Here is a 24,590-nt window from a genome sequence, read left to right on the forward strand (position 1 = left end):
TGAGGCACAGTCCGTGCCCCATACCCTGAGTCGTTCTTGGTTTATTAGATAGGTGCGATGGCTGATCTTGGTCGATTTCTACCGTCCGCAATTGAGTCTGAATGGGAGATACTCTCGATGAGTGATGCCAGATTGGCTGCCACAATTTTTGCAGCTTCTGTTCCGCGTCTAGTGATGAAATTCACAGACAACAGTTCCGACGAGCTATGGATAGCCGATATCAAGGCGTGTGCTCCAGGCAGAGACTGCCAGGTGTTCCGAGATGTGGTGTTCGTTGAGTCCACGGTGCTGCCTTTATCTTTGGGATCGAGCACGAGGACGGTCGGCCACGCGGCGTCAAAGCGGAGCTGGCCGACCGGCAGCAGCTTTTCATTGGTTTCTTGCGAGAGCAAAACGAAATCAGTGATTTGGCTATGGGAGGGTTGAGGGCTGTTTTTCAAGGCTCGGAGTACGCCAGCCAGGCCAGGGCCACAGCGGCATACATGATCCACCGAGAGCATCTGACAGATCTTGCTGTAGGCTATCGAAATCGTGAAGGTGAGTACGTGTGTGAAAAGTTTGAAGATGAGGATGGGTTTCTCGAGAGCGCCCGCGCTAATCTGCCTTTCGACGAGCTGCATCGTTAGTTCATGGCCGGAGACGGTCCCTCTCTCAAGAGGGGGATCAGAAATGCGTCAATCACTAATTGACTCCATCGGCCGTGAAATCTCCCTCAGGCTGATGGGCGGTGCCGTGTTACAAGCCATTGAAGAAAATTATCGCTCTGGCGTTTTGCGCAAAGCAAAAACAGCCAAAGTGGGTGATAGAGCCTCGTGTGTCGTCGAGGTGAGTCGCAAGGCTCCTCCGGTTGGCGTTCCATCATCAGGACCTCAATGACTCAGCAAACAAGTCCCCATTGCATGATCGGTCTGGAATTGGTTTGGCAGCCTATCGCTGAGTTCGGGGAGCCCGTATCTTCCGCCTGGTGAACGGTCTACCTGGTGTAGTGGCACTAGGCGGTCCGGACGTAGGCAAATTGAGAATTCACCGTGGCCCCATGCTGAAAATCTGGATCGCCTTCATCTGACGAGTCAGGCTGTTTTTGGTGTGACTTTCCAGCCGCAGCCATTTCGATATTTATGTCGATTTTTCGCCTTATCTCTTTGATTTTTTTTGACCATTGCTCATTTGTAGGCTCATCTCCTTCGGGCAGGTATCTTTGAATCACCCACTCAGCAGAAAGGTAATGGTCCTCAACCGTGAAAGCATCAGGGCGTTTGCTCTCGAGGTAAGCTTTCTTTTCAGCAAGCTCAGCAGCAGACCACCGACGAAAGGCTTCCTCAATTTCCAATCCGACTATGCTTCTCAACCTGCCGATGATTCCCTTATTTCCCCTTCGTTGCATCAAACAGGTGCCAACCTCTTGCCGAAATTTGAACACGTTGAGGATCAGCTCAGAACGAAATCAGAAACCCGTTTCGAACGTATTCAGAGCAGATTCAGAATGAAGCCCTAGTCACGCTTCTCGCAGAACAGCCTATTCAGTCCCTCGCCAATCGAGTCAGGATACGGGCGTGTCCATTTCGCGCTCTCATTGTCCGACTGCGTAATCACCTCACCCTCGAAATTGTAATCAATCGACTGAGTGATCCTCGACGTGCCTCTCGCACAGTTGATCTCGTAGTAGCTAACACTGCTCTCAGTCTTCGAACGCTTTTCGCTTTCACAGATGACAGAATCCGCTGGGCTTCGAGCAAATGCATTGCCACGGCATATGGGCGGTAGCGGAGAGTCGATCTTGAACCAAACCTCATACCGGCCAGCGTCAGTGCGGATAGCCCCTTTCGTAGACACGGTCTGATCATTCGCGCCTTTGAATACCTCATGCCATGTGTCCGAGGCTTGAAAATCCTGAGCGCTCTTTGGCCCATCAGCGCCTATGGCCACCAATGGCAGTATTGCGGCGTAGCCACTGAGGATGGAGCGGATAAAGGTCACTGGCAGTCCCTGCAGAGTGAATGAGGACTGGCATCATCCCAGCGGCTGATTAAGACAGCAAGCAACCTTGCCGCTCATACTGGCCTGATGACATAGTGACGGCTCGAAAGACACTGGTAAGGGATGAGCTGTGGAGTCGAAACGGATAGCGCTGCTGATTGACTGTGACAACGTAAGCCATGCCGCAATAGGCGGTGTGCTCGACGAGCTTGCGAAATACGGCATGGTGAACATTAGGCATGCCCACGGCAACTGGAGTTCTCCACACCTCGCAGGGTGGGTCGAGAAGGTTCATCCATACGCCATCCGGCCCATGCAGCAGTTTGCTTTCACCAAGGGCAAGAACGCCACTGACTCGGCGATGATCATTGACGCAATGGACTTGCTATACAGCAAGAACGTCGATGCTTTTGCGCTCATGACGAGCGACAGCGACTTTACACCGCTCGTGCTGCGCCTTCTCGAAAGCGGGTTGCCAGTGTATGGCTTCGGCGAGAAGAAGACTCCAAAGCCGTTCGTGGATGCTTGCTCGCAGTTTATCTACACCGAGAACCTGATGAGCGACGATCAGGAGAAAGCTGCAGAGGGTGAGCCACTCAAATCGACGAAGCGCACACGCAACGAGCTGCGTAGCGACACCTCACTCGTGCGGCTGCTCAGGACCGCAGCAGAAAAAACCGCTGACGATGCAGGGTGGTCGCATCTGAGCAAGGTCGGTGAATTCATACGCAATAACAGCTCGTTCTCAGCAGTGAACTATGGGCACCGGACGCTAGGCGACCTTATCAGAACCTCTGAGCTTTTCGAGATCGACATGCGCCACGGCGGCACAGCCATGTTCATCAAGAACCCTCGGAAATCGAGCGCCGCAGCTCACCCCCAAACCGAGTCAAGCACATCGTGATAGCGATGGTTCCTGAGCTATTGTGAACGCTTTCAAATTTGGTTCTGAACGTGCTCAGAGCAATTTCAGATTTCACTCAGAATAGATTTTTAGACATTTGGTAAACCATAGTGAAATTCATTGACGATATATTAGAGGCTATTTCTGGAAGCACCAGAACCAAGATTGAAGATCCATTCATCGGCGCTTTTATCGGGTCATGGTTAGTCTGCAACTGGGACAGCTTGGCGCTGCTGGTCTGGGGAGAAGGGACAGCCACAGATCGTATAGCTGCGACTAGCAAGCATTACCACGAATTGAAAATATTCGAATTCAATTCGCTCGTAACAATTCCTCTGCTCATGACCGCTCTATTCATATTCGCCTTTCCTTGGGTATCGTGGTTTTTGAAATCCATACTGAGATACGCTAATGAACGCTTGCACGAACAAGCGGTAGCGATAGAAATCAGTAAGGTTCAGCGGCAGGAAGCATTAAATAAACAGCGGCTACTGGCAGATCCCGAAAAAGAATTTTTAGCGGAGAATGTCAAGTTAGACATTGAACGGAGAAAAGAAGTCAACGAACAACGGAAACACAGGACTACCCGGCTCAGGGAGAAAGCCGAGGCAGCCGCCGCAGCGACCGCAGAAGCCAAGGCCACCGCTGAAGCTGCTATCGCCGCAGCAGCCGAAGCAAAAAGCCATGCTAATCAGGCTGAGTTGGAAGAAGAGAAAAAGAAGGCGAATGCGGAGCTGGAAAAAGAGCGCTTTAGTCTTGCAAGTGCGCAGCTAAAAGCGGCTCTGGCATCAAATCGCTTTCCAGCAGCTTATGCCTTGATGCAGACGGTCGAAGAGAGCCTTAAGGATGACGGGATTTACTTATCTTTGAATGGCCTCGCTGAAATTGTAGCGATGATTTTCGGCTACAAGAGCTTTCAAACACTGGTAGATGACGATACCTTCAACAACAAAACCCTTGCTCAAGTGTCATACATTTATTATGACCGTGAGGAATTCGCACTAGCTCTAGAAACAATCGTTCAGGATGAAGGAGAAAGGAACGAGAACCTAGACGCCGAAATATTATTCGATCATGTAATTTCGATATTTGAGAATTTTGACTTTAGGTTGCTATCGAAAGATGAGATCGAAGAGGTCTGCAGGGAAGCATGCGAGAACATGAGATATGAGCTACTAGACAGCGATGAGCTATCCGGTCCGATTGCTGAGTCAGACACCATTTATGATGAGGTTGAAATCGGTGATTTGGAAGACATTACGTTCGAAAATGGACTTAGCGTAACCTTCTCTGGCTCTGCGAGCGGTAGTCATCGGAGGGAATATGATGTTTCGGGTCGTGATATAGAATTCAACATCGAGATCAAAAGCGCTTTGATGGTCGGCACGACAGGACTGGGCGAACTCAAAAGAGGTGAGGTATCAGCCGAGCTGGCTGACTATGACTACGAACCCGGGAATGAGGCAGAGGAGGTATAAGGAGTCGGTTCGTCTCTCAATCGCCGGAGCATTACAAAGAGGTGCTCCAGCGTCTTCACCGTGTCGCTGTGCAGTTAGGATTTGGATTCAGATAGTCGCTACTCGGGCCTATGAGTCTCAAAAGACGTAGGTTCATCCGTTGCTGGTGTGGGTCTACGTGTTTTTAGCCGCTAAAATTTCAGTGCCTGAACCAACCGGAGCATTTCGTCTTGGTTGGCCTCTATTCGCTTTAGAAGAGCTCGCACGACACCGGGCGTCCAAGCAATGCCGCAGATGGCTAGCTTGGGGTCATCGGTTAGCCACAGCTTCAGTAATCCACCAAGTCTGCCTTGGTCGGCGTTTACCTTTACGAGTTGCAGGACGTATTCAGAGTCGAGCGTGCTCTTAATCTCGTAACCGAGGCTTAGTCGCCTTAGATATTCCGCAACCGTTAGACTTACATTCGCTGCGTTCTCTTTAGTTGTTTGTTCCTCTCCAAGTAGTACCGGCACCCGAAGATGCCTTCCGTGTTTTTCGGGTGTATTCCTGTCGACTGTTAGAACTCATTCTCTAACCTCCTTCTGGTGTTCATAACGTCGCGGTAGCGGCTCGCCTCGCAGAGCAAGACAGCATTGAGTGCCGCAAGCGCGAATACGCGAGAGTGAAATTGGCAAACCGACTTGTCGGTTTGCTAACTTCACCCATCTTGCTCCATGAATTTCCGTTGTTCTTTCGGTTGGCTAAGGTTGCTCAGCTCAACAAAAGGCAGTGCTGGAAGCGAAAAATTAAAAATTGTTCACTGGAACAACGGTCTTGGTCGGTCCCGCATCAGAAATCGCCACCATTGTTTGCCTCAGCAGTAATTTATGTTTACTGGCGCAACGTTTAATTGTCTGTGCCTGCATGGCCCGCTAGAGGGAATACGATTATTCGTGTATGGCGACTAAATGCTTGATAGCCGAAGTTGACCACACCCTCGTTCCGTAGAGTTGTCCAGATACTCAGCAGCGAGTAACTATTCTGAATAGCTTCTAGGATTTCCTGTTTATGTATTACGACCACTGCTCGATGCGCAGAGGGGGTACTAGGGTCGGCACTTTTGATTACCCGCTCTGCGATTCGAAGGCTTAGGGTTTTCATCGTTGTCTCCCGAGATTATTAACTTTATTTGAAGGACCTTTCGGTGTCGCACGGTGGTGAAGTCGTCAATTAGGCCTACAGATCTGTTTCTTTAATTTTCTTCAAACTTTCTAACGCTACACTCGACCGCTCTGCTGACTTGACAGTTGAGGTGTCGACAGATGGAGCAGGTGAGTCGGTATGCGGTGAGCGGGCTGCGTGTGATGTCGAAACTAGTACTGGAGGCAGCGGTTTAAAGTTGTACTCGCCGTTTCGGTAGCGTTTTATCACCCCGTGAAGCCGGCCGAGTTGGGATTTATTTATGACTCCAAACCTGACGGCAGCGCAAAAATCGTCGAGCATTCTCTGGCGGTCGCACGGTGCTACCTGCTCCAGGGCCTTGCGGACCTGAATCTGTGTCTCAGCGAGCAACGTGGCCGAAAACCTTAGGTCCTCAAGGACTTCGTCGCTTTTCTGAATCGTGGCAGTAGTAGTTTTTTTGCTTTTTGAGTTTTTTGTTTTGTCTGTATTTATAAGGCCATGCTTTCCCGAAGGCGGCTGATCCGAGTTCGGGTTTTCCACATCCGGTATTTCGTTCGACTTCGCCAGGTTCTCAAATCCACAGGGCGTGTCCCTCAGGTTCCATTCAACCCCGTCATACTGCTCACGCGCGTTGTATGCTTGCTGGATATCTAGATACCCAGCGGCCTTCAATTCATCTATTCCCGAGCGAACAGCCGTAATGCCGTCTTTGCAATGCTTGGCCAGGAATTCGATACTGAGATACCTTGGGTTGGGCGGTAGCGAGAGCAATAGCGATAAAATCCCTTTCGCTTTAAATGTGATGCTCTTTTCCTTAAGAATATGGTTTGGAATTATAGTGTAGGTTTTTTCAGGCTTTGACCTGTCCATTTTTAGAGTGTTAATAATTTGTATTTCGATATAACGGTTGTGTTTTGCTGCGGCTTTATTGTTTTTTTAAGTGGTGAGTTAAATGTGTTTTTTTAAGTTTTCGGTTGGCTGTAGATTTTAGACGCTAAAATTATCGGGGCTTGTGTTCGATATATCGAAATTTAGGCTTTCGATGAGCTGTGTTTAGAATTGGTTTAGCTAAACTTTTAACTTTGGGTGTTTTTTAATTTTTATCGATTTTCTTTACTAGGTCTTCGGATCGGAGGTGCGTGTATCGCTTTAGCATTTGCATGGATTTATGTTCGCTTATTGCAGATACTTCTTGGTCGGATAAGCCGCCCTCAACTAACCGGCTCACTGCCTCATGCCTCATGCCTCAAGTCGTGAAATCTAAAGTCTGACAACTTGTGCTCTTTAACCAGTAGTCCCCATATCTTGGTAAAAGCATAAGGCTGACGTTTTCCGTCCTTGCCTGGCTCGCCAAAGAACACCAGATGGCAATCGCTTGGCCTGGCTGGATTAGCCATAGCGGCCTTGAACAGCTCTGTAGCGCGTCTGCTCAGGGGGACCGTTCGCTGGCCATCGTTCTTTGTATCGACGAGTTTCACAATGCGTCGTTCTAGATCGACCATAGGCTTGCGGAGGGTGCTGATCTCAGCGGAGCGCATGCCCGTCTCCAAGGCGATGCCCACGATCCAGCCCAGCATCGGATTGCTATGTTTGTTCACTACGGTTATCAACTGCTTTTCCTCATCGGCAGATAGTCGACGATTGCGGCCCACTCTTGGATAGCTACGGTGAACAGGTGGCTCAGCAAAGCAAGCTCCAGGCGCACGGTATTGTTGCTGGTAGTTCCAGCGCGCCCTTTCTCGTTTAGACGCTTGTCGCGGTAATCAGCAATGATTTCAGCAGAGAGGGCCGCAAGCGAATACTTGCCCAGATGCTCTGTAAGCTTCTTGGCTTTTGAAATCTCTCCGCGTTGGGTGGTGGGCTTCTTGGTAGGGGTAATGTCGTTGAGGTAGCGCTTAAGAGCCGTTTCCAGCGTCATGCGCTCGGAGCCGCTGCGCTGGATACACACACCTCTGACCATTTCGTCTTTGGTACGTCGCGACCGGTCCTCCGCATCGCTTTTGGTGCGGAAGGTTTTAGCCACAGTTGGCCAACCGGTTTTGCGGATCAAAGCCTTTCAGGTGCCAGAAGGGGTTTTGACTAATGTTGCCATCTGAAAGGACTCCAAAGGTGTACTGGCGCACCAGCACTGTACCGATTTTGTACCTTTGGACCATAGGACTGTATCAGTGGAGAACCACCCAGAAACACAAAAGCCGCGCAATGCGCGGCTTTCAAAGGTGGTGGGCCCACACGGACTCGAACCATTATGTGGTACGTAGATTTCCGGCTTGGATACTGTCCGTCCGGTTTTTTGGTCTGTAATCCCCAGGCAAATCGGCGTTTTTAGCAAGATGAAAAACTCTGTTGAACCGTATTTCAAATACCACCTCGGTGTGGAATTTGAAAGCTATCACCGCATCCCGGATTTCAGATATCTATTGCACCTACAACGCGACGTATTCGATCTTGTCCAGCAGGCGCCCTTCGGAGCGGACTGGGAATATCCTAGTATTGTCATGGGAAGCACCGCCTGAAATTCATCAGGCGCGGTCGAATGGAATCTAGCGCTTCATCGCCGATGTCGCCAACCATGCACTGGAACCCAAGTGGTCATACAAAAACCCCTACCTTAATCAATGACTGGTTGCCAGCGGATAAGTCATGGACATGGCAGTCTGCCCCCTGCTCAATTGATCTCTGTACGGGTCTCTAAGCGCTGCACGCAACCTTTAAAGAATGATCGCGTTGGTCACAGCTATCCTGCTGGCATCCAGCAAAGGTTTATCGGATAAGCTTAGAAGGTAGTTTTGCTCTTTGGCTACCTCTCGGAGGAGACTATCCATTGCTACGGATAGATGCAGCAAGCCATTGAACTTGTCCTCGGTATTAAAGATAAAACGGGAGCCATCAGGTACTACTAATCTCCTCGCTTCTTCCTTGTTGTTCCACAAATAATCCAGATATCTTTGGGTCTCGGCCAATATCGCTAATTCGTAGTAGGCACCAGCGGAGAGGCTATGCATGTTGGCATGGTACATTATTGAGGCAATATCAAAGCTTGAGATCGTTACAGGTTTTCCCTCTGCCTCGAGCTCTGCCTTTATGTTTTTACATAACCTTATTGATTTGCGGAGTCCACCACCCGTAGTTTCACATCGTTCTCGTACCTTTTTGATGTGCAGGAAAGGCCAGTTTTCAATCGTGGTGCTTTTATGCGAATCTAGGATAGTGACAGCGCGGTCATGTTTCTGGCCAGAGGCTTGGTAAGTGATAGTGTCATGCCAGTGGGAAGGCACGACGTCTACTGGACGTGCTAATGACCCTCCTTGCAATTTGATGGCCTTAGAGCCAGAAGTGTCAATCGTCGCAGCGGGAAACGCATCACGAAGAGCTCTACCAATTTCGCCCCTGCGAGCGGTTAATACCCCAACTGAGGTGCGTGAGGTCGGTGAGCGGTACTGACCCGATGTACTCATGTACCCACGCGCATCATAGGTATGAAAGTCAGCTTCTATTGCTAAAAGATCAACATCACTGACCCCTCGAATATGGACATTCAGTGGTACTGATCCCTGTAGCTCGAATTCAAGATTGCCGCTTGTCCTCTTAGACAACTGGTTGCTAACCCGTTCTGCGGTTTCGATGCTGATGCGGGTGTAGGTAGGATCTACCTCCTGCATAGCGCCTAAAGCAAATGTTGTATTCGGCTTGTCTTTAACCCTATGTTCCCACGCCTCTTTTGTAAGGCTTCGGTTCACGATGAAGTCCTTCGCATCCATCGCGATTACAGAGGATCTATCAAGGCCCGAGCGTCTGGAGCGCAGACGATTGATTCGTTCGTTAATTGGTGTGTTCATTTTTTCTCCTCAGCTCCATTCGCCCATAGGTGGGCCGACCGTAACCGTTAAAATAGTCACCCTGTGCGCAATCTAGTGATTTAGTAAATAAAAGGTTTGCGCTGCCAACATGTCCCCGAAGCTCAGGTTCGCCGGGATTAGGATCATTCCGGTAGTTATAAAGAAGGCGGTATCCGTCAGCTTCATCGTGAACCAACGCCGCAGTGATACTGTTGGAGCCTGATTGATGTGTCTTCAATCGCACTCTAATCTTGTCCCAAGTTTGACAAATATACACATCGGCTTGCCAAGAACGAATCGGATTTCCTTCGGTGTCCAGTGTTGTTCCAGTGCACTGCCACTCTCCCGACAGATCAGGAACTTTTAGATATTTACCTGCCCAGCGCCATTTCCAAACTGTCTTATTGAATAGAGCGTACAGCAGGGCAAAAACTATACCTGCGCCAATTAGTGACAGGGCTGTAGGTGGAAGATTTACAGGCAGGTCATACTTTTTAGCCAAATCTTCAGCTGACAGCAGCAAAAAAACCGCAATGCCGGAAATCGCGCTTGCCAGTAGTGTCAAGTACCGGCCAATAAGAGCTCGATTTACCCCGCCCAGTAGGCTGTATTCATGATCGTGAATCATTAGGCGCAACCTTCATCAGACGCAACTTTGAATAGACTTAATGTCCCGGAAGCCCATTAACCTGCAGAAGATGGGCAGCAGCAAAGCCGCCCAGAGCTTCCGATGAAACTTCAAAACTACTGGGTATGGCATACCGAGGAACACGTCCGACAACCGTTCGACTGCTGGTAGGTGTTGCGAGCCTGGCGAACAGCTGTCGCACAGGTTGTGTGATAGCCAAGATCAAGGCGGTTGTGAACTGCCGGCAAATAAGTGCATGTACTGGTATGCACCTCGTGGTCACCGTTGATCTGTGCGTTGCGGTTGACGAAATACTGAGCCATTTTTACTCACCCCGCTCTTTGTTCGATTGGGCGAGCACCGAGGCTGCTAAGGTCTTGGTGGTGGCGCTGTACTTGTTGCTATCGAGGACATGACTGGCTTTATTTTCCATATCGGCACCGGTTTGCTTGCCGGTCGACGCTTGAGCCATTGCCGACCCTGCCAATTCCTTCTGGATGGCCGAGGAGCTATCACTACGCAGAATTTTGGAGGCCAAGCTGGCCACGGGAGACGAAGTTTGTTTAGGATTTTTCGGCACGATTACGTGCTCCTGTATCTATAGAAAATCGAATAGGCAGGAGCAACCCTTGAGCGGAAAACCGGGCTGAATGGTTGACATCCAAAGTCGGTTTTTCTCTAATGCGCGTCCCACCAGTGTCTGCATTGGTTCAGGGATTGGCGGGTATGTGTGCTCGGCGTCCAAACTTCGCACGCATATCCGCTGTGTTCACTGAAACCTCAACCCCTCGCTAAAAACACAACATGTAGTGCTGTTGTCGAGATGACCTACAAGATAATGGGGTCAAAATGACATTGCAAGGCAATAGCCCTGTGGATAACTTGTGCGCAAACCAGTGCTTGGATCCATTTTGTTCCTGTATGTATGCCCAGCCCTTCTAAATCGCGGGGTACGACGCTTTGCCATTGAAATATTTTGAAACACACCCCCTTCGCACGGCCCTATTTCCTCTAGAACAGCCAGCCTCTGCGTTTAAAAGTGACGATCCAGTGGCGTCATTTCTTCGTTAGATCTGGTTTGGTTTTATCCGTCAGGTGCTTTTCCCAAACTCTTTCCACGGCCAGTGGATGACGATTAAAAACTCCGCTGAAAACATTCAGCGGGGTATTGCGGGGCTATTTGCTCTGACCTATGATCACGCTAGGCGGTGATGGTCGCCTGGCGCCTGTTTCGCGAAGCAATAGCCCATCGTAGCTACACCCCCCCTTTTTACATCGGCATGTCCCTGACCAGACGCTGCCCGGTGAACAGGCAATCGGACACCTAAGCGTCGTAGATTTAGGAACCTTTGCCATGTCTGATTTTTCCCCGCTAAACATCTTCAAATCCCAAGCTAAGCAGCTTGCTCGTGATCAGGGCTTGAAGCTTTCTGTCGCTCAAGAAACCCTAGTGCAAAAAGCGGGCTTCGCTGATTACCATGAGTTTTCTGTCGTCGCCCAACGGAACCTCAAGGATCTGCGTCTGATGTTGGCCGTTTTTGGAATCAAAGACTTTTCCCAAGCGATCCATGAGGATGATGTCTACGCCAACCTGGATCTAGAATTGGAGGATCAGCTCTCCGGCGCGATTGCGGATACCAATGCGAGTGGATTCACTATTGATACTCTTGAAGTTGAAACCGCTGACTACAGCGACGCAACTGGGAAGCTTTCTTTAGAGGTTTCCCTGACCTACCAGGGGCAGCAAGATCAGGAGAGGATGTATCACGGTGCAGCGTTCTATCTCAAAGCCACGGTCGAATTGCTACGCCGTGATGGTATATGGCTGCTTGCTGAGAAAGGCGTGGTCATCTCCAGCGGTGAATCTGATGCTGACCGCGACCGTAGATCTGAGCAGGAGTATTGGGCAACCGTGGAAGAAGCCCGGAGTAGTAACCGGATGTCCATGGCTCAGGCGCTTGCTATTGAGCTGGGGATATCTGTCGATGACGCCGAGCTTTTGTCCGGAGCAGAGATCACGACTAACGAATCAGATAACGGGCTCGTATATAGCTACTGGATCAATCTCGAACCGGAAGCTGAAGGCGAACTCAGAGCAGACCTGCTGGCGCGATTTGGCTCTCTGGAGTACGAGCTACACCCAAACTTTTTCGATGATGTTGAGCACGAGTTCTGACATCAATGAGGTAGTGGCTAGCTGAAAGCTGGCCATTCAAAACCGCCCACTCATATCTCTGCTCACAAAAAATGGCCCCTCTTGACCGAATTACCTATCTTCTGGTCGACAGCCAGCAGATGGTGATCGACCTTTCGTGAGCGTTCCACGCAGCAGATTCTGCCCATGCGCTGAAGGGCTGTGTGAGCGCTTCGATCCTGTCCACGGGAGACACCATCGACGCTTCTCGTCGTAACAAGAAGCCGGCCCGGTAGGCCGGCTTTATGGGTCATCTAAACTTTACGAACTGGGGATGAGCTTGCTGAAGGTAGTCTTTGACAAGACCCGTGATGAACTGATGGCCTTCATCAATCGTCATTGATACCTGCGCGGGCTGTTGCATCATTTCTTGAAAGCCGTGCCTAGCATCGAACCCGTTCAAACTGAAATTGTTGGCTGAACAGGTGAATTTCTTCTCTTTTCGCTTGCTTCTAAAAGCCTTCAGACCCTTCCGCCTTTCCCATGTCTCAAGAGTGTCCAGTATCTTGTAGTAGGTGATCCAACTGCTGTCTTGGTCGAGAAATTTGAGGAAGAGGTAGATATCCTCATGCTCAGCGGCCAGCATCATAAGGCTGATTTTCTGTGATGTGCCAAGAGCCTTCCGGAGATCATCGGCCCAAGCTTGGCTGGAGACAGCAGGCTTGGTAAGCATCCCCGGAATGTTCCTTTTTTCTTGCCTAGTGAGCTCGCCCCCCTTAAGCAGGATCTTGTAGATACTCAGCTTGTATGGTTCGCGCTCCAACAGCGTCGATGCACCATTGAAAAGACTCAAAAGCTCATAGGTGATCTGCCAGACTCCTTCCTGAGTTTGACCCTGGAACAGATTTGAATTAAATCGGAAGTCGTCGTTAGGGCAATCGTTCCAGTCATCTACTCCCCCCCAGAGCCTGAAGTAATTGATGCTGTGCCCCCATGTGCAAAGCTGCCTGATCTCCTGCGGGTTGCCGTTGAGCAACACTTCCCAATCACCTTGCATATGCATCAGATCCCTCCAAACTTGAGATCCAGATGCTACCAAAAAAGCAGTCAGTAACCGGCCCTCCTTGGCTCCCAAAGTTATCCGTAGCTGGCAACCAGAGATGGTTGATCAAGAGCATCCCGTATCCCGAAGCACATTGGATTGGATGCGAGCTATCTAACAGAGCACATCGAAATCAAGCTTCGGTCTGGTGTCGTTTGGTTGGGCGAGATGCCACCTGAGCAGTCATGCGCAGGTAGCAGTTGGTGAGGGATGTGAAGCCTTCTCCCATCGTAGGCTGCATTCCGTCGCTCAGCTTAATGCGCCCAATTGGGGTCATTAAGCCTAAAAATGGTGGTTAATGTGCCGTATTAGGGACATTAGCATCGCTCGTCACACGGGGCATATCCACAGCGCTCGGCGTCCAGACGGCGGTTAATACTCTTAGTCGCTAGGCTCATGACGAGCCCAGCGCAACGTAGCTATCGACATGAATTGCCTAATAGCCAACGCACCACGTTCATTTCTGGCTTTCGACCCAGGCACGGTCAGCGCTGCCTCTACCTTGGCACGACTTGCTTCGTACATTGCAAATGCGTTGAACTCTGAATCAAGCAGAACCAAGAGCACAGTATCGAAGGGTTGGCGAAGATCAATGGCCCCCATTCGGCCCGTAATCTTTCGTGGGTTCAGGATGCAGCGGCCCTTTATCTGGATTCTCGCGACGCCATCTTCCAGCGCCTCTGTAGCGTCGTAACCTGCCTGCCTTGCAGGATGTAGTAACAGGCCGAGTCTAGTGGCAGCTTCGTACTCTGCGATCTCGCCTGTCACGCCCAGCGGCTTGCCGGTCAGGCGATAGAATCTACGCGCGAGCACCTTGGCCTCTTTCAAGATCTCTAGGATTTCATCCTGGATCAATGCAGCCTGCTGAGGTTCGTTGCCATGACTGAGTTCAGTCATCTGCAAACGCCTCGAGCGCAGTGAGCAGCTTGGCAAGCTCAGTCAGGTTGGCTGCAGTCACGATGTCATATTCTCCTCGACTACTCAGCCGATACACCTCTCGAGCCTTTTTGACACGTTCCAGCAGCGGGACGACTATGCCTGACGCCCTTTCCAGAAACTCGTTGATGTCAGCCCGTGTCTGAGGAATTTTGTAGCCTTTGGCCGCGCTTGTGATAATCACGTCCGAATCGCGAAGCTTGGCGATGCCGCTGGAGCGGATCCTCTGGTCGTTGATATCTCCGAAGCCGCTATCTTTTAGGTGGCCGACTATTTCTGCGGTTGGCACGTAGTCTTTGGTGACGAATTCGCTTTGGAATCTCAGGAACCGCAAGATGCTCAGCTGCAGGCGCTCATCCTCATTAGGGTGCTCACCAGCCCTTTCGCTAAAAAGGTCAGCCTGGCGGAGAGCTTCTTGGTGTACCTGGTAGTCTGCATACCCAGATTCATCCGCCGGCGGCGGCAGAAGAGACTGGTACTTGGATGGCCACTCAAGCATTCCAAGGGTCAGGCTTCGTAGAATCTTTTTGTAGGCAAGAACTGCTTCTTCCGATGCTTTCTCTTCGTAGATCTGAGCGACTGAGCCAGCAAAAAAATCTGCAACCTGAACCAAGACGTTGTCCTTACTGGCCATCGTCTGGAAGGCATCTTTATCGCCAAATAGGTCATCGACGAACCGTTCTGAAACGTAGCTTTTGAGGCTCTCCTGAAATTCCTGGCCACCATGCTCGTCTACGATCATCTGGAGGTCTGGGTATGCGCGGAACAAACGTTCATAGAGCAACCCATTCACATATTTTATGAATGAGGTCTTGAAACGAAGGCCACCGTCTTTGCGAATTTGGGACTTATCAACGACGGTGAAATAGAGCCTGAATGGCAGATCGGCTAGCTCGTTTAGGATCCGGGCACGGCGATCTGAATCCTTGGGCTTAAGATTGCTGGATTTGATCTCGCCCGTTTGAAAATGCCGCTCGCGGAGTGCTTCAGCTTGGGCATAAGCAGCCTCCAGGTCTTTCTCTGCCACTAGAATGGAGCAGACGATGAAGAAGCCCGAGCTTCCACCCTTTGACGTATCTAGGTCGGAATTCCCGGACTCATCCACGAAGGCATATGTTCTGTCCATGAGCTTGCTCCATCAACAACGTACTGAGCGCGGCGGGTCGCCCAATGACAAGGTGGCGAACTTAGTTCGTCGCAGTGGTAGTGCCTGGAGCGGGGCCTTCGCTGAACGTGTAGTTGATGACCACGTCATTTCGGATCAAGACGTCGAGGGTCTTCTGAGTGCCCGTAGTCGTCACCTTCATGGTGACCACGTAGCTTTGGGCATGCGCTGAGCCATTGGTGTAGGTGTAGATCCACTTCTCGTCAGTCTCGCTGACTGCGCTCTTAGCGTAAGGCTCACCAAACAGCGACTTCAACTCAGTAGTCGTCGTTTTACCTTTGGTGATGCTCGCTACACTGGCCGACGGAAAGTCTCGCCCTGCGGTGTAGTGGGACGTAGCGCAACCGCCAAGTGCGACACAGATCCCTATTACTGCGATGAGCTTTTTCATATCCATCCTTGATCGTAGAAAGCTCCAAATCTAGCTGGCATCGAGGCTAAAAGCCATCACCAAGGTGATCAGCTACTTTCGTGCATTCGCAGATAATGCCTTGCACATGTAGCAAGCCGAGCCAGGGCAAAGCCTCCTGAACTGCTCCGTCTGAGAAATCAGAGGCGGCGCAGAATCTCGTTGATTTACTGCATAGCCCTGCTGTTCAAAAAAGCCTGATGCAGTTGTTGTTAGCAAATGAAAACGAGCGATTCCCTGCTCGGCGCCTATTGCTTCAATGACTCGAAGCACTTCAGCCCCAACCCCTTTCGATCTGTACGCCGGATCTACGACCATGGAGCGCAGTAATCCATCTGTCCCATGCGTTTCAAACCCTCCCCATCCAACAGTCTCACCATCCCGTGAGAACTCAAAAAAGGTTCGGCCAGGAAGATCAATATCGTCTGCTGGAAGGTCAGCAGATTTCAGCGCATCGCGAAAGCGCTGCGACTGCCCTCCGGCTATTTTCGTTGCCTGGATCATCATCTCCTTGCCCATCCCCTTATCTTCTTTGTGCCGCTTTGTAGGAACTGTCACGGCTCAAGCCGAAGCAGCAGCCATCATATTCGCTTTACCGAATATTCGCCAAAGCGTATATTCGATTTTCCATATGCGTCGAGTTTAACCATGAGCCCTGCTATCAAAGTGCTTTTCGTGTGCGTTGCCAACTCAGCCCGCTCCCTGCTTGCAGAGGCTTTGTTACGGCACACCGACCCGCGCTTCGAGGCCTTCAGCGCAGGATCTGAACCGTCTCAGGTTGATCTGCGCACGACTCAAGCATTGGAGGCGGTTGGAGTCGATGCAACGGGCCTGCGGAGCAAATCCATCAGCGAGTTTCAAGCTGATCGATTCGATTACGTGATCACTCTCTGTGATAAATCCGCAAGCGAGTGCCTACCAATGCCCGGCGGAGGTGAAGTCATTGCCCGGGATTTTCCTGACCCAGTAACTAGCGATGATCCTGGCGCATTTCGCCACACGCTCCACGACATCCACGAGCGCATCAAGCTCTTCGTTTTGGTCAAGACCAAACACCTGGAGGATCTATGACAGAACCCATGAACCCCACCACCTTATTCAAGTGCTTGGCGGATGACACCCGAGCCAAAATTTCCCTGCTTGTCGTGAGCGAAGGCGAGCTCTGTGTCTGCGAGCTGACGGCGGCACTCGACCTGAGCCAGCCGAAGATTTCTCGTCATTTGGCCCTGCTTCGTTCTGCTGGTTTGTTGATGGATCGCCGGCAAGGTCAGTGGGTGTACTACCGCCTGAACCCCGATTTGCCTGCGTGGGTAACTGCGGTTTTGAAAGAAGTCGTAGACGCCAATCAGCATTGGCTGGAAACCGAGGCTAAACGCCTGTGCGGTATGAATGACCGTCCTATCAATCAGGCCGTGTGCAGCTGATTCACGCCCCAACCGGATTAATGAAATGCTGATTGCCGTATTGATCTTTATCGCCACCATCGTGCTCGTTATCTGGCAGCCCAAGGGGCTCGGGGTAGGCTGGAGCGCAATGTTGGGTGCCATCGTTGCGCTGTTGGCAGGCGTCGTTACCCTGGCCGACATACCAGAGGTTTGGCGCATCGTCTGGAATGCCACCGGGACGTTTATCGCAGTCATCATCATTAGTCTGCTGCTTGATGAAGCAGGCTTTTTCAAGTGGGCTGCGTTGCATGTAGCCCGGTGGGGAGCTGGAAGCACTCGTAAGTTGTTTGCGTTCATCGTCTTGCTCGGTGCAGCTGTGTCGGCACTGTTCGCCAATGACGGAGCAGCATTGATCCTCACCCCCATCGTGATCGCGATGTTGCTGGAGCTGCGTTTTTCTCCCGCTGCTACGTTGGCATTCGTCATGGCGGCTGGATTTATCGCAGACACGGCGAGCTTGCCACTGGTGATTTCCAACCTGGTCAACATCGTTTCTGCCGACTACTTCAATATCGGCTTCAACGAATATGCCTCGATCATGGTGCCGGTAAACTTCGTCAGCGTGGCGGCGACACTAGCGATGTTGTTGTGGTTTTTTCGCAAAGATCTGCCCAAAACCTATGACCTCAACCAACTGGACAATCCGGACGAGGCCATCCACGACCGGGCCACTTTTGTAGCCGGCTGGTGGGTGCTGGCGCTACTCCTGATCGGCTTCTTTGTCATTGAGCCGTTGGGTGTGCCAATCAGCGCCATTGCTGCGGTTTCTGCATTCATCCTCTATGTCATCGCGGCTCGGGGTCATGCCATCAACACAAGCAAGGTGCTCAAAGAGGCCCCATGGCAAGTGGTGATTTTTTCCTTGGGTATGTATTTGGTCGTCTATGGCCTGAAGAACGCGGGCCTGACTGACCACATCGCCCAGATTCTGAACGTATTCGCCGGTTATGGAGTATGGGGGGCATCCCTGGGTACTGGGCTGCTAACGGCATTGCTGTCTTCGATCATGAACAACATGCCCACGGTTCTGGTTGGTGCCTTATCCATTCATGCCGCCGAAGTTGATGATGTCGTTCAGCAAGCGATGGTGTACGCCAACATCATTGGCTGCGACCTAGGCCCGAAGATCACCCCAATTGGCAGTCTGGCCACGCTGTTGTGGCTGCATGTGCTGGCCAAGAAGGACATCAAGATCATTTGGGGTTACTACTTCAAGACTGGGATTGTGCTGACCTTGCCTATCCTCGTCGCCACCTTATCTGCCCTGGCATTGCGCCTCAGTTTCTGAATCAAGGAATCTTCTGATGAAAGTCTTGTTCATGTGCACCCACAACAGCTGCCGCAGCATTCTGTCCGAGGCGCTTTTCAACCACTTGGCGCCTGAGGGCGTAGAAGCTGTCAGCTCAGGAAGCTTTCCCAGTGGACGGGTGAATCAAAGGGCACTGCAGACACTGGAGGCGGCGGGTATCTCTACGGCGGGCTTAAGCAGCAAGGCTTCGGACGCTTTTGAAGGCTCGCCGCTAGACATCGTGATCACTGTCTGTGACCGGGCTGCAGGTGAGGCATGCCCGATCTTCTTCGGGCCAGCGTTGAAGGCGCATTGGGGGTTGGCCGACCCGTCTGAGGCTAGCGGGTCGGAAGCCGAGATCACGGCTGCATTTGAAACCACACTCGCCAAAATTCACGAGCGCGTGAGCGCATTTCTTGCGCTACCACTGAAGACCATCGGCGCTGAACAGTTGAAAGCTGAACTGAGTCGCATCGGTTCGCTTTAAAGATCAACCGAGGCGGTGCCTAACCTGGCGCCGCCGTAGGAGTTTTTATGCAAGACACATTGCCGAACGTACACGCCGACCTGATCGACATTCCTTCGCTTGAGCAACTGTCGCCTCGTACACCTTCGCTCCATAAACCTCGCATTCTTCTGCTGTATGGATCAACGCGAGAGCGCTCATTCAGCCGGTTAGTCACGCAAGAGGCAGCACGCTTGCTGAATGAATTTGGCGCTGAAACCAAGATCTTTGACCCGTCGGGTCTCCCGCTGCCGGATGACGCCCCCGATACACATCCCAAGGTCGCTGAGCTGCGCGAGCTGATGCAATGGTCTGAGGGGCAGGTGTGGTGCTCCCCTGAGCGTCACGGCTCCATGAGTGCGGTATTCAAAGCCCAAATTGACTGGGTTCCGCTGGCGATGGGGGCTGTACGACCTACCCAAGGCAAAACCCTTGCTGTGATGCAGGTCTGTGGTGGTTCTCAATCCTTCAACGTGGTTAACCAACTACGGGTACTTGGACGATGGATGCGGATGTTCACCATCCCTAATCAGTCTTCCGTGGCCAAGGCATTCACTGAGTTCGATGAAGCAGGCCGCATGAAACCTTCCTCGTACTACGACCGTCTCGTTGATGTGATGGAAGAGCTGATGAAGTTCACCCTGCTGTTGCGGGATCGCCAGGATTACTTGGTTGATCGGTACTCCGAGCGTAAAGAGTCCGCCGAAGATCTGTCCAAACGCGTCAACCAGCGCTCCATCTAACGTCAGCACGAGGAAGCGATATGAGCCAGATCACGATCTACCACAACCCCGAATGCGGCACCTCTCGCAACACCTTGGCGTTGATCCGCAATAGCGGGGAAGAACCGACAGTTATCGAATACCTGAAGACCCCGCCTGATCGCACCACGCTTGTCAGGCTCATTGGGGAAATGGGTATCGGGGTGCGAGCTCTTTTGCGTATCAAGGGCACTCCGTACGAAGAGTTGGGATTGAGTGATGCATCGCTGACAGACGAACAGCTTATCGATGCCATGATGGCTCACCCTATCCTGATCAATCGCCCCATCGTCGTGACGACTTTTGGGACGCGTTTGTGTCGTCCGTCCGAAGCTGTCCTCGATTTGTTACCGCAAGAGCAGCGTGGGAGTTTCGTCAAAGAGGACGGCCAAGTGGTCATCGATGAGCACGGTCGCAGAATCTGATACGACGACGGTGAGGTGCCGTGATTGAGCCTGGAGGATGCTGGTGAGTCAGAATTCGAAACTTGATGTTGTGGTCATTGGCGGTGGTCAATCCGCGCTGACAGTCGCCTATTTTTTGAAGCGGACAGGCATGTCTTACGTGCTGCTCGATGCTGAGTCGGCTCCAGGAGGGGCCTGGCGGCATGGCTGGGATTCGCTGCGACTCTTCTCGCCATCGGCATGGAGTTCAATTGCAGGCTGGCCGATGCCTGCAGTCACGGAAGAAACACCTCATCGTGACGATGTCATCGACTATCTGACTCAGTACGACCGCCGATATGGCTTCCCTATCATCCGTTCCACGCGAGTAACCCACATCGAGAGTATCGAAGGTGGGTTGCGGGTTTTCTCGGGTGATGGCCACTGGGACGCCAAAGCGGTTATCAGTGCAACCGGCACTTGGAGCCGTCCCGTGATTCCCGCGTATCCAGATCAAGAGCTATTTGAGGGGCGACAAATCCACTCTGCACATTACGTTGGGCCGAGTGGGTTCGAGGGAAAGACAATTCTCGTTGTGGGTGGCGGCAATTCAGGCGCGCAAATCTACGCTGAGATTTCAAAAGTGGCATCAGCAACCTGGGTAACTCAAGAGGCCCCGAGGTTTCTACCTGATGAGGTCGATGGCCGCGTCCTGTTCGAACGAGCTACTGCTCGATTGAAGGCGCAACAGGAAGGCCTGGAGCCTCAGCAGCCGGCAGGAGGGCTCGGAGACATCGTGATGGTTCCGTCGGTAAGGGACGCTCGCGAACGAGGCGTGCTGAATGCCGTACGACCATTCACGCGCTTCACTTCAACAGGTGTTGTATGGACTTCTGGGACTGAGACGAAGATTGACGCAGTCATTTGGTGCACAGGCTTTTCACCGGCGCTCGACCACCTCAGCAGCCTTGGTCTCATTGGTCATGACGGAAAAGTCTCCGTGAATGAAAACCGGAGTGTGGGCCTACCGAATCTTTGGTTGGTGGGCTACGGCAATTGGACGGGGCTTGCTTCCGCAACATTGATCGGAGTAACCCGCACCGCCAGAGATGTGGTCAAACAAGTGCAAACCCATCTAGCCGAGTCAGATTGATGGCTGCCGATGCACCGACGACAAGGCAGAGGGCGGTCTTAATTGGCTCAATGGGCTTTAACCACATATTAGCGTGGGGTTCGACTTTTTATCTGCCGGCGGTGCTAGCTGAGCCGTTTCGCGCTCGCTGAACGCATCAGTTCCCGCTGTGGTTGGTGCTCTATCCTTGTCTCTGCTGGTCGCCGGAATATGCGCACCATTGATCGGCAGAACTATTGATAAGCATGGTAGGAAGTGGGTGCTGGCGTGCAGTTCGTGATGCTGCCCCTTATGGGAGTGATTATTTTCGGCGGTGGAAATGGGATCATGACCATCGCCAGAGGAACTGTCCCACTTACACTGCTCGGCAGCTCCGACTTGGGTATGCACCTTGGACTGATCGCTCGCCCAGTTTTGGCTGCACAAGCCGTAGCGCCCATGGCATGCGCATACATCCTGGTGCAGCTTGGCCCAAACTGGCTGATTTGGATCATGGCCGGGATATTGGGCGTCGGTGCTTTGGTCGCATTCACCAAACTACGAGCATTCACCCCAGCACTGGCTTGAATTCAAGCTGGGGGAAGAGAAGAGGTTCCAAGGGAGGTGTTGCCTGGCACAGTCCGAGTCGCCAGTAACCAACATCGTGCCAGCTCCCAAACTTGAAGCCTACCTCTGGATATGTCCCGATACGGGCGAATCCTAACGACTCGTGCAGGCCCACACTGCCCTCATTGGGCTGTGCAATTCCAGCGTAGGCTGCGCGAAACCGCTGTTTATCTAGTATCGGAAGAAGGGCTTCGTAAAGCTTCCGGCCAATACCCTGCCGGCGAGCCGACTCGGCTATATACACTGTCACGTCCACAGCCCACCGGTAGGCAGGACGGGCCCGGTGTTGGCTTGCGTAAGCATATCCCTTGATCTCCCCACCGTCCTCGGCCACTAGATAGGGATATGTCTGAAGCGTTGTCGCGATCCGCTGAGAGATTTCCTCAACACTTGGTGGTGTCTCTTCGAATGAGATCGCAGTGTTCAGAACAATGGGAGCATAGATGCGCTGGATGGCTTCTGCATCAGCCACTACTGCCGCACGAATTTTCAAAGCCATGCAGGTCGTCCTTGATTCAAAGGTTAAACATTACCTTTTTTGCTCGGCTTTGAGCATGGTCGAGGTATGAAGATTTTAGGCGTGGGCGGTTGTTTAGACTTCACTAAAAATCACGGTTGTTCGAGTGCATTGGGTTTCAGATACCTACGCACAGTGGTTTTCGACAGCCCCAATGCTTCCGCGATTTCGGCGACCGGCAACCCCTCGCTATTCATACGATTAGCCTCCGCCGCTTTTTGCGCCGCGCCGGATCGAGGCGGTCGACCAGGTGGTAGCTTCCCAGCCCGCGCCAATGACTCCATCTCGATATCAACGCTGTCCTTTTTAATCCTATTTAATTGCTTCGTCAGACGCTTCTGCCCTTCTCCGAACGGCTCGTTGGATTGCAGACAGGTCGCCATGAGGATCAATGAGGCTGGCTCGACCTCCAGGAGTGCTGCGAGACGAATGAGCACATCAATGGTGATGTTCACCTCCCCGCGCTCTATCTGGCCCCAATAGGAACGGTCGATGCTGATCAGGTTTTCTTGAGAAAGGCCCTTTCTTCTACGCAACGCTCGTACCACTGCAGCTAGCGCCTCTGCGGCCTCCATGACTTTTCCTCAGGTAAATCGAGGATAAGGCCATATTGCGACGCACCATAACACGGGCTATCATCTGTATTGCGGTGCCGGCCTCGTCTAAGAGCCGGTTTTCGGTGCGTTAGATCTTCGCTAGCAGCGCAAAGCAGCGCTCGAGCTGGAGGCCTATCCGCCCTACGGCGAACGACACCGCGCAGGAATGAATTGTCAATTTCCCGGTTATTAATGAAAGGAACGCCCATGGCTAGCGTCGTAGAACCCGATTTTATGAAGGGGCCACGGACGCCCAAAGAGGGCTTGCCTGGCAGCTCAGAAGCGCGAGCGATGGTGAGCAAGCGCTTCCCCCAAAAGCCGTACTGCTTGATTCGGGACTGGACAATATTCCACATCGAAGTCACGGCGGACGAACTCTCCAAGGTTCATGCAACGGGCCAGCTCCCGATGGTGGTGTTTGCTCATAGTGTGGCCGAGGACAGCCGGGGGCGTTTCGAGCGTGGAGATTGGGTTCGCTCGACAATGTGCACCAGTTTCAACGAAGGGGTTCTGTTTGAAACCAGAAACACGGTTTATGTCTTGATTGGCCCAGGTCACGAACAGCCCGCAACCCTGAAAGACGTCTTCTCTTTCTGCTAACTGCGCTCCGCATCGGAGCCCTTTGCGTCCCAAGGACATACGATGTTCAGAACACACGACAACGACATGCTCGGCGTGCCGGGTATGTTTGGCGAAGGTCAGTGCCAATGGCATCAGATATCTAGAGTGCTTCGTACTCACTGGTATCACGTCACCATCCAGGCCAAGCAGCGGGGGCGAATCAGCGAGGCGGTTCTGATGGTCGATAACGAGCCTCGCCTGCAACAAATTCTGATTGCCCAAGACGCCGATACGATCATTACTGACGTTCAGGTGGTCACGCCGGCGCACATGAACGGGACTGCGGGATGGCGGATGGAGGTATTGACGAAAGTGACACTTGGCGAGGACGAAAACGAGTGCGTCGTGTGCCTGCTGGAGGTCGAGACAGGCTCCAAGTACCACAGCTCACACCAGCCTGGCTTCAGTTGCGATGCACTGAGCAACCTTCGTCCTGTCTATCACGCAAATATGATTCGATCAGCCTGAGACTTACCAGGATTTTTGCACGCTACCAGCGCGGATGGTTGCGTGTGGGATTCCTGGTTAAGCCGTAAACACCGCCAACGGAGTGCAATAATGCTGAACATGATTGACCTGAATTTTCATGGTAAGCGCCACACAGAATTCGACCTCATGCGAATCATAAAAGCCCAGGCGCAAGGCTTCGAAAGGCCGGTCACCGCGTATTTGTGCGGGGTGTCCATCAAAGCCCGAACTGGCATAGGCGTAGTGTTTGGTCACAACCGTAAAGACCAGTTCGGTCGCTTCAGCGACGGCCATCTAATTCGAACATCTGACGTGATCACAGCGGAGCGCGAGGGGCGATTTTGGGTACTGACCACAGTCAACTCTAGGTACGTGATCGCTACGTTCCAGAGGGGCAATGGACGTGCAAGCCTGTGCCAATTTCTACAGTTGACGAGTGGTCAGCATCATCTGTCCCCGCACCTTGTGCAATAGAGACACCGGCCCATGCCTGATGGCTCGGGAGATTGTATGTGCAGGACGCTCATGACATCGAGCGTGCCGACCTGAACTGCTT

General features: G+C 52.1%; 31 protein-coding genes and 1 pseudogene. 15 read left to right on the plus strand and 17 right to left on the minus strand.

The genetic code is table 11. From position 1 onward, the window contains the following. Window positions 1-44: 44 nt before the first annotated feature. On the minus strand, window positions 45-620 hold the full coding sequence (locus JTJ32_RS11875) for a hypothetical protein (RefSeq protein WP_210042147.1): 576 nt from the start codon (window positions 618-620) through the stop codon (window positions 45-47). Window positions 621-669: 49 nt separating this feature from the next. Here JTJ32_RS11875 and JTJ32_RS11880 point away from each other — a divergent pair, with 49 nt between their 5' ends. Next, on the plus strand, window positions 670-876 hold the full coding sequence (locus JTJ32_RS11880; RefSeq protein ID WP_210042150.1) for a hypothetical protein: 207 nt from the start codon (window positions 670-672) through the stop codon (window positions 874-876). Window positions 877-991: 115 nt separating this feature from the next. On the opposite strand, the gene JTJ32_RS11885 is transcribed toward JTJ32_RS11880, so the two are convergent. Both JTJ32_RS11885 and JTJ32_RS26755 read right to left on the minus strand, forming a co-directional pair. Beyond that, window positions 992-1,330 (minus strand): hypothetical protein, encoded by a 339-nt coding sequence (locus tag JTJ32_RS11885; RefSeq protein ID WP_210042151.1) that lies wholly within the window; start codon window positions 1,328-1,330, stop codon window positions 992-994. 161 nt (window positions 1,331-1,491) lie between these two features. After that, window positions 1,492-1,977, minus strand: coding sequence for a surface-adhesin E family protein (locus JTJ32_RS26755; protein WP_408004594.1), 486 nt, complete (start codon window positions 1,975-1,977; stop codon window positions 1,492-1,494). Window positions 1,978-2,107: 130 nt separating this feature from the next. Here JTJ32_RS26755 and JTJ32_RS11890 point away from each other — a divergent pair, with 130 nt between their 5' ends. Then, window positions 2,108-2,881, plus strand: coding sequence for an NYN domain-containing protein (locus JTJ32_RS11890; RefSeq protein WP_210042152.1), 774 nt, complete (start codon window positions 2,108-2,110; stop codon window positions 2,879-2,881). A 110-nt stretch (window positions 2,882-2,991) separates the two neighbouring features. Continuing rightward, complete coding sequence (locus tag JTJ32_RS11895) at window positions 2,992-4,359, plus strand: hypothetical protein (protein WP_210042153.1); 1,368 nt, start codon at window positions 2,992-2,994, stop codon at window positions 4,357-4,359. A gap of 170 nt (window positions 4,360-4,529) precedes the next feature. Here the strand turns inward: JTJ32_RS11895 and JTJ32_RS26760 are convergent, their stop codons facing one another. The 7 genes and pseudogenes from JTJ32_RS26760 to JTJ32_RS11925 form a co-directional block, all read right to left on the minus strand. Continuing rightward, the gene (locus JTJ32_RS26760; RefSeq protein WP_408004595.1) at window positions 4,530-4,850 is read right to left on the minus strand and encodes a plasmid mobilization protein; all 321 of its coding nucleotides are present in this window, start codon (window positions 4,848-4,850) and stop codon (window positions 4,530-4,532) included. Window positions 4,851-5,223: 373 nt separating this feature from the next. Continuing rightward, the gene (locus JTJ32_RS11900) at window positions 5,224-5,478 is read right to left on the minus strand and encodes a TraK family protein (RefSeq protein ID WP_210042154.1); all 255 of its coding nucleotides are present in this window, start codon (window positions 5,476-5,478) and stop codon (window positions 5,224-5,226) included. Between the two features lie 75 nt (window positions 5,479-5,553). Further along, a complete protein-coding gene (locus JTJ32_RS11905; protein ID WP_236059260.1) occupies window positions 5,554-6,369 on the minus strand; it encodes a helix-turn-helix domain-containing protein in 816 nt (271 codons plus the stop codon). A 223-nt stretch (window positions 6,370-6,592) separates the two neighbouring features. Continuing rightward, a pseudogene (locus JTJ32_RS11910) lies at window positions 6,593-7,549 on the minus strand (site-specific integrase). A 661-nt stretch (window positions 7,550-8,210) separates the two neighbouring features. Further along, window positions 8,211-9,338, minus strand: a complete 1,128-nt coding sequence (locus JTJ32_RS11915; protein ID WP_200986574.1) for a nucleotidyltransferase-like protein — start codon at window positions 9,336-9,338, stop codon at window positions 8,211-8,213. Further along, complete coding sequence (locus JTJ32_RS11920; RefSeq protein ID WP_200986573.1) at window positions 9,322-9,966, minus strand: Cap15 family cyclic dinucleotide receptor domain-containing protein; 645 nt, start codon at window positions 9,964-9,966, stop codon at window positions 9,322-9,324. Before JTJ32_RS11920 ends, JTJ32_RS11915 begins: the two co-directional genes overlap by 17 nt. Window positions 9,967-10,291: 325 nt before the next feature. After that, complete coding sequence (locus JTJ32_RS11925) at window positions 10,292-10,546, minus strand: hypothetical protein (RefSeq protein ID WP_200986572.1); 255 nt, start codon at window positions 10,544-10,546, stop codon at window positions 10,292-10,294. A 774-nt stretch (window positions 10,547-11,320) separates the two neighbouring features. Between JTJ32_RS11925 and JTJ32_RS11930 the strand changes: the two genes are divergently transcribed. Next, window positions 11,321-12,142 (plus strand): hypothetical protein, encoded by an 822-nt coding sequence (locus JTJ32_RS11930; protein ID WP_200986571.1) that lies wholly within the window; start codon window positions 11,321-11,323, stop codon window positions 12,140-12,142. 268 nt (window positions 12,143-12,410) lie between these two features. On the opposite strand, the gene JTJ32_RS11935 is transcribed toward JTJ32_RS11930, so the two are convergent. The 5 genes from JTJ32_RS11935 to arsN2 all read right to left on the minus strand — a co-directional run bounded on the left by JTJ32_RS11935 (window position 12,411) and on the right by arsN2 (window position 16,231). Then, on the minus strand, window positions 12,411-13,163 hold the full coding sequence (locus JTJ32_RS11935; protein ID WP_200986570.1) for a hypothetical protein: 753 nt from the start codon (window positions 13,161-13,163) through the stop codon (window positions 12,411-12,413). A gap of 420 nt (window positions 13,164-13,583) precedes the next feature. Continuing rightward, window positions 13,584-14,099 carry a hypothetical protein gene (locus JTJ32_RS11940; RefSeq protein WP_200986569.1) on the minus strand — a complete coding sequence of 172 codons (516 nt, stop codon included), beginning with the start codon at window positions 14,097-14,099 and terminating at the stop codon, window positions 13,584-13,586. Further along, window positions 14,092-15,264 (minus strand): DUF3800 domain-containing protein, encoded by a 1,173-nt coding sequence (locus JTJ32_RS11945; RefSeq protein WP_003395053.1) that lies wholly within the window; start codon window positions 15,262-15,264, stop codon window positions 14,092-14,094. Before JTJ32_RS11945 ends, JTJ32_RS11940 begins: the two co-directional genes overlap by 8 nt. Window positions 15,265-15,325: 61 nt before the next feature. Then, entirely contained in the window at window positions 15,326-15,694 is a 369-nt protein-coding gene (locus tag JTJ32_RS11950) for a hypothetical protein (protein WP_003395050.1), read from the minus strand. Between the two features lie 72 nt (window positions 15,695-15,766). Further along, window positions 15,767-16,231: an arsenic resistance N-acetyltransferase ArsN2 gene (arsN2, locus tag JTJ32_RS11955; RefSeq protein WP_200986567.1), complete on the minus strand. Its 465-nt coding sequence runs from the start codon at window positions 16,229-16,231 to the stop codon at window positions 15,767-15,769. A gap of 129 nt (window positions 16,232-16,360) precedes the next feature. On the opposite strand from arsN2, the gene JTJ32_RS11960 reads away from it, so the two are divergent. The 8 genes from JTJ32_RS11960 (at window position 16,361) to JTJ32_RS11995 (ending at window position 21,793) form a co-directional block, all read left to right on the plus strand. After that, window positions 16,361-16,783, plus strand: a complete 423-nt coding sequence (locus tag JTJ32_RS11960) for an arsenate reductase ArsC (protein WP_200986566.1) — start codon at window positions 16,361-16,363, stop codon at window positions 16,781-16,783. After that, window positions 16,780-17,136: a metalloregulator ArsR/SmtB family transcription factor gene (locus tag JTJ32_RS11965; protein WP_058428034.1), complete on the plus strand. Its 357-nt coding sequence runs from the start codon at window positions 16,780-16,782 to the stop codon at window positions 17,134-17,136. The genes JTJ32_RS11960 and JTJ32_RS11965 overlap by 4 nt, the downstream gene beginning before the upstream one ends. Before the next feature lie 25 nt (window positions 17,137-17,161). Beyond that, window positions 17,162-18,445, plus strand: a complete 1,284-nt coding sequence (locus JTJ32_RS11970; protein WP_210042155.1) for an arsenic transporter — start codon at window positions 17,162-17,164, stop codon at window positions 18,443-18,445. Between the two features lie 16 nt (window positions 18,446-18,461). After that, complete coding sequence (locus tag JTJ32_RS11975; protein ID WP_128775130.1) at window positions 18,462-18,932, plus strand: arsenate reductase ArsC; 471 nt, start codon at window positions 18,462-18,464, stop codon at window positions 18,930-18,932. A gap of 47 nt (window positions 18,933-18,979) precedes the next feature. Then, window positions 18,980-19,693: an arsenical resistance protein ArsH gene (gene arsH, locus JTJ32_RS11980; protein WP_128775131.1), complete on the plus strand. Its 714-nt coding sequence runs from the start codon at window positions 18,980-18,982 to the stop codon at window positions 19,691-19,693. Between the two features lie 20 nt (window positions 19,694-19,713). Then, entirely contained in the window at window positions 19,714-20,136 is a 423-nt protein-coding gene (gene arsC / locus JTJ32_RS11985) for an arsenate reductase (glutaredoxin) (protein WP_128775132.1), read from the plus strand. A 37-nt stretch (window positions 20,137-20,173) separates the two neighbouring features. Continuing rightward, window positions 20,174-21,247: an ArsO family NAD(P)H-dependent flavin-containing monooxygenase gene (locus tag JTJ32_RS11990; protein WP_128775133.1), complete on the plus strand. Its 1,074-nt coding sequence runs from the start codon at window positions 20,174-20,176 to the stop codon at window positions 21,245-21,247. Window positions 21,248-21,493: 246 nt separating this feature from the next. Further along, complete coding sequence (locus JTJ32_RS11995) at window positions 21,494-21,793, plus strand: hypothetical protein (RefSeq protein WP_223272549.1); 300 nt, start codon at window positions 21,494-21,496, stop codon at window positions 21,791-21,793. Here JTJ32_RS11995 and JTJ32_RS12000 read toward each other — a convergent pair. Both JTJ32_RS12000 and JTJ32_RS12005 read right to left on the minus strand, forming a co-directional pair. After that, window positions 21,774-22,331, minus strand: a complete 558-nt coding sequence (locus JTJ32_RS12000; protein ID WP_200986565.1) for an arsinothricin resistance N-acetyltransferase ArsN1 family B — start codon at window positions 22,329-22,331, stop codon at window positions 21,774-21,776. The genes JTJ32_RS11995 and JTJ32_RS12000 overlap by 20 nt on opposite strands. Window positions 22,332-22,441: 110 nt before the next feature. Continuing rightward, window positions 22,442-22,924 (minus strand): transcriptional regulator, encoded by a 483-nt coding sequence (locus JTJ32_RS12005; RefSeq protein ID WP_063611873.1) that lies wholly within the window; start codon window positions 22,922-22,924, stop codon window positions 22,442-22,444. Window positions 22,925-23,152: 228 nt separating this feature from the next. Here JTJ32_RS12005 and JTJ32_RS12010 point away from each other — a divergent pair, with 228 nt between their 5' ends. The 3 genes from JTJ32_RS12010 to JTJ32_RS26410 all read left to right on the plus strand — a co-directional run bounded on the left by JTJ32_RS12010 (window position 23,153) and on the right by JTJ32_RS26410 (window position 24,508). Beyond that, the gene (locus JTJ32_RS12010) at window positions 23,153-23,545 is read left to right on the plus strand and encodes a DUF6957 family protein (protein WP_200986564.1); all 393 of its coding nucleotides are present in this window, start codon (window positions 23,153-23,155) and stop codon (window positions 23,543-23,545) included. A 42-nt stretch (window positions 23,546-23,587) separates the two neighbouring features. Then, window positions 23,588-24,034 (plus strand): hypothetical protein, encoded by a 447-nt coding sequence (locus tag JTJ32_RS12015; protein ID WP_200986563.1) that lies wholly within the window; start codon window positions 23,588-23,590, stop codon window positions 24,032-24,034. Window positions 24,035-24,124: 90 nt separating this feature from the next. After that, complete coding sequence (locus JTJ32_RS26410) at window positions 24,125-24,508, plus strand: hypothetical protein (RefSeq protein ID WP_236059261.1); 384 nt, start codon at window positions 24,125-24,127, stop codon at window positions 24,506-24,508. Window positions 24,509-24,590 lie beyond the last annotated feature (82 nt).

The organism is Pseudomonas alliivorans (genome assembly GCF_017826695.1).
Lineage (GTDB): Bacteria > Pseudomonadota > Gammaproteobacteria > Pseudomonadales > Pseudomonadaceae > Aquipseudomonas > Aquipseudomonas alliivorans.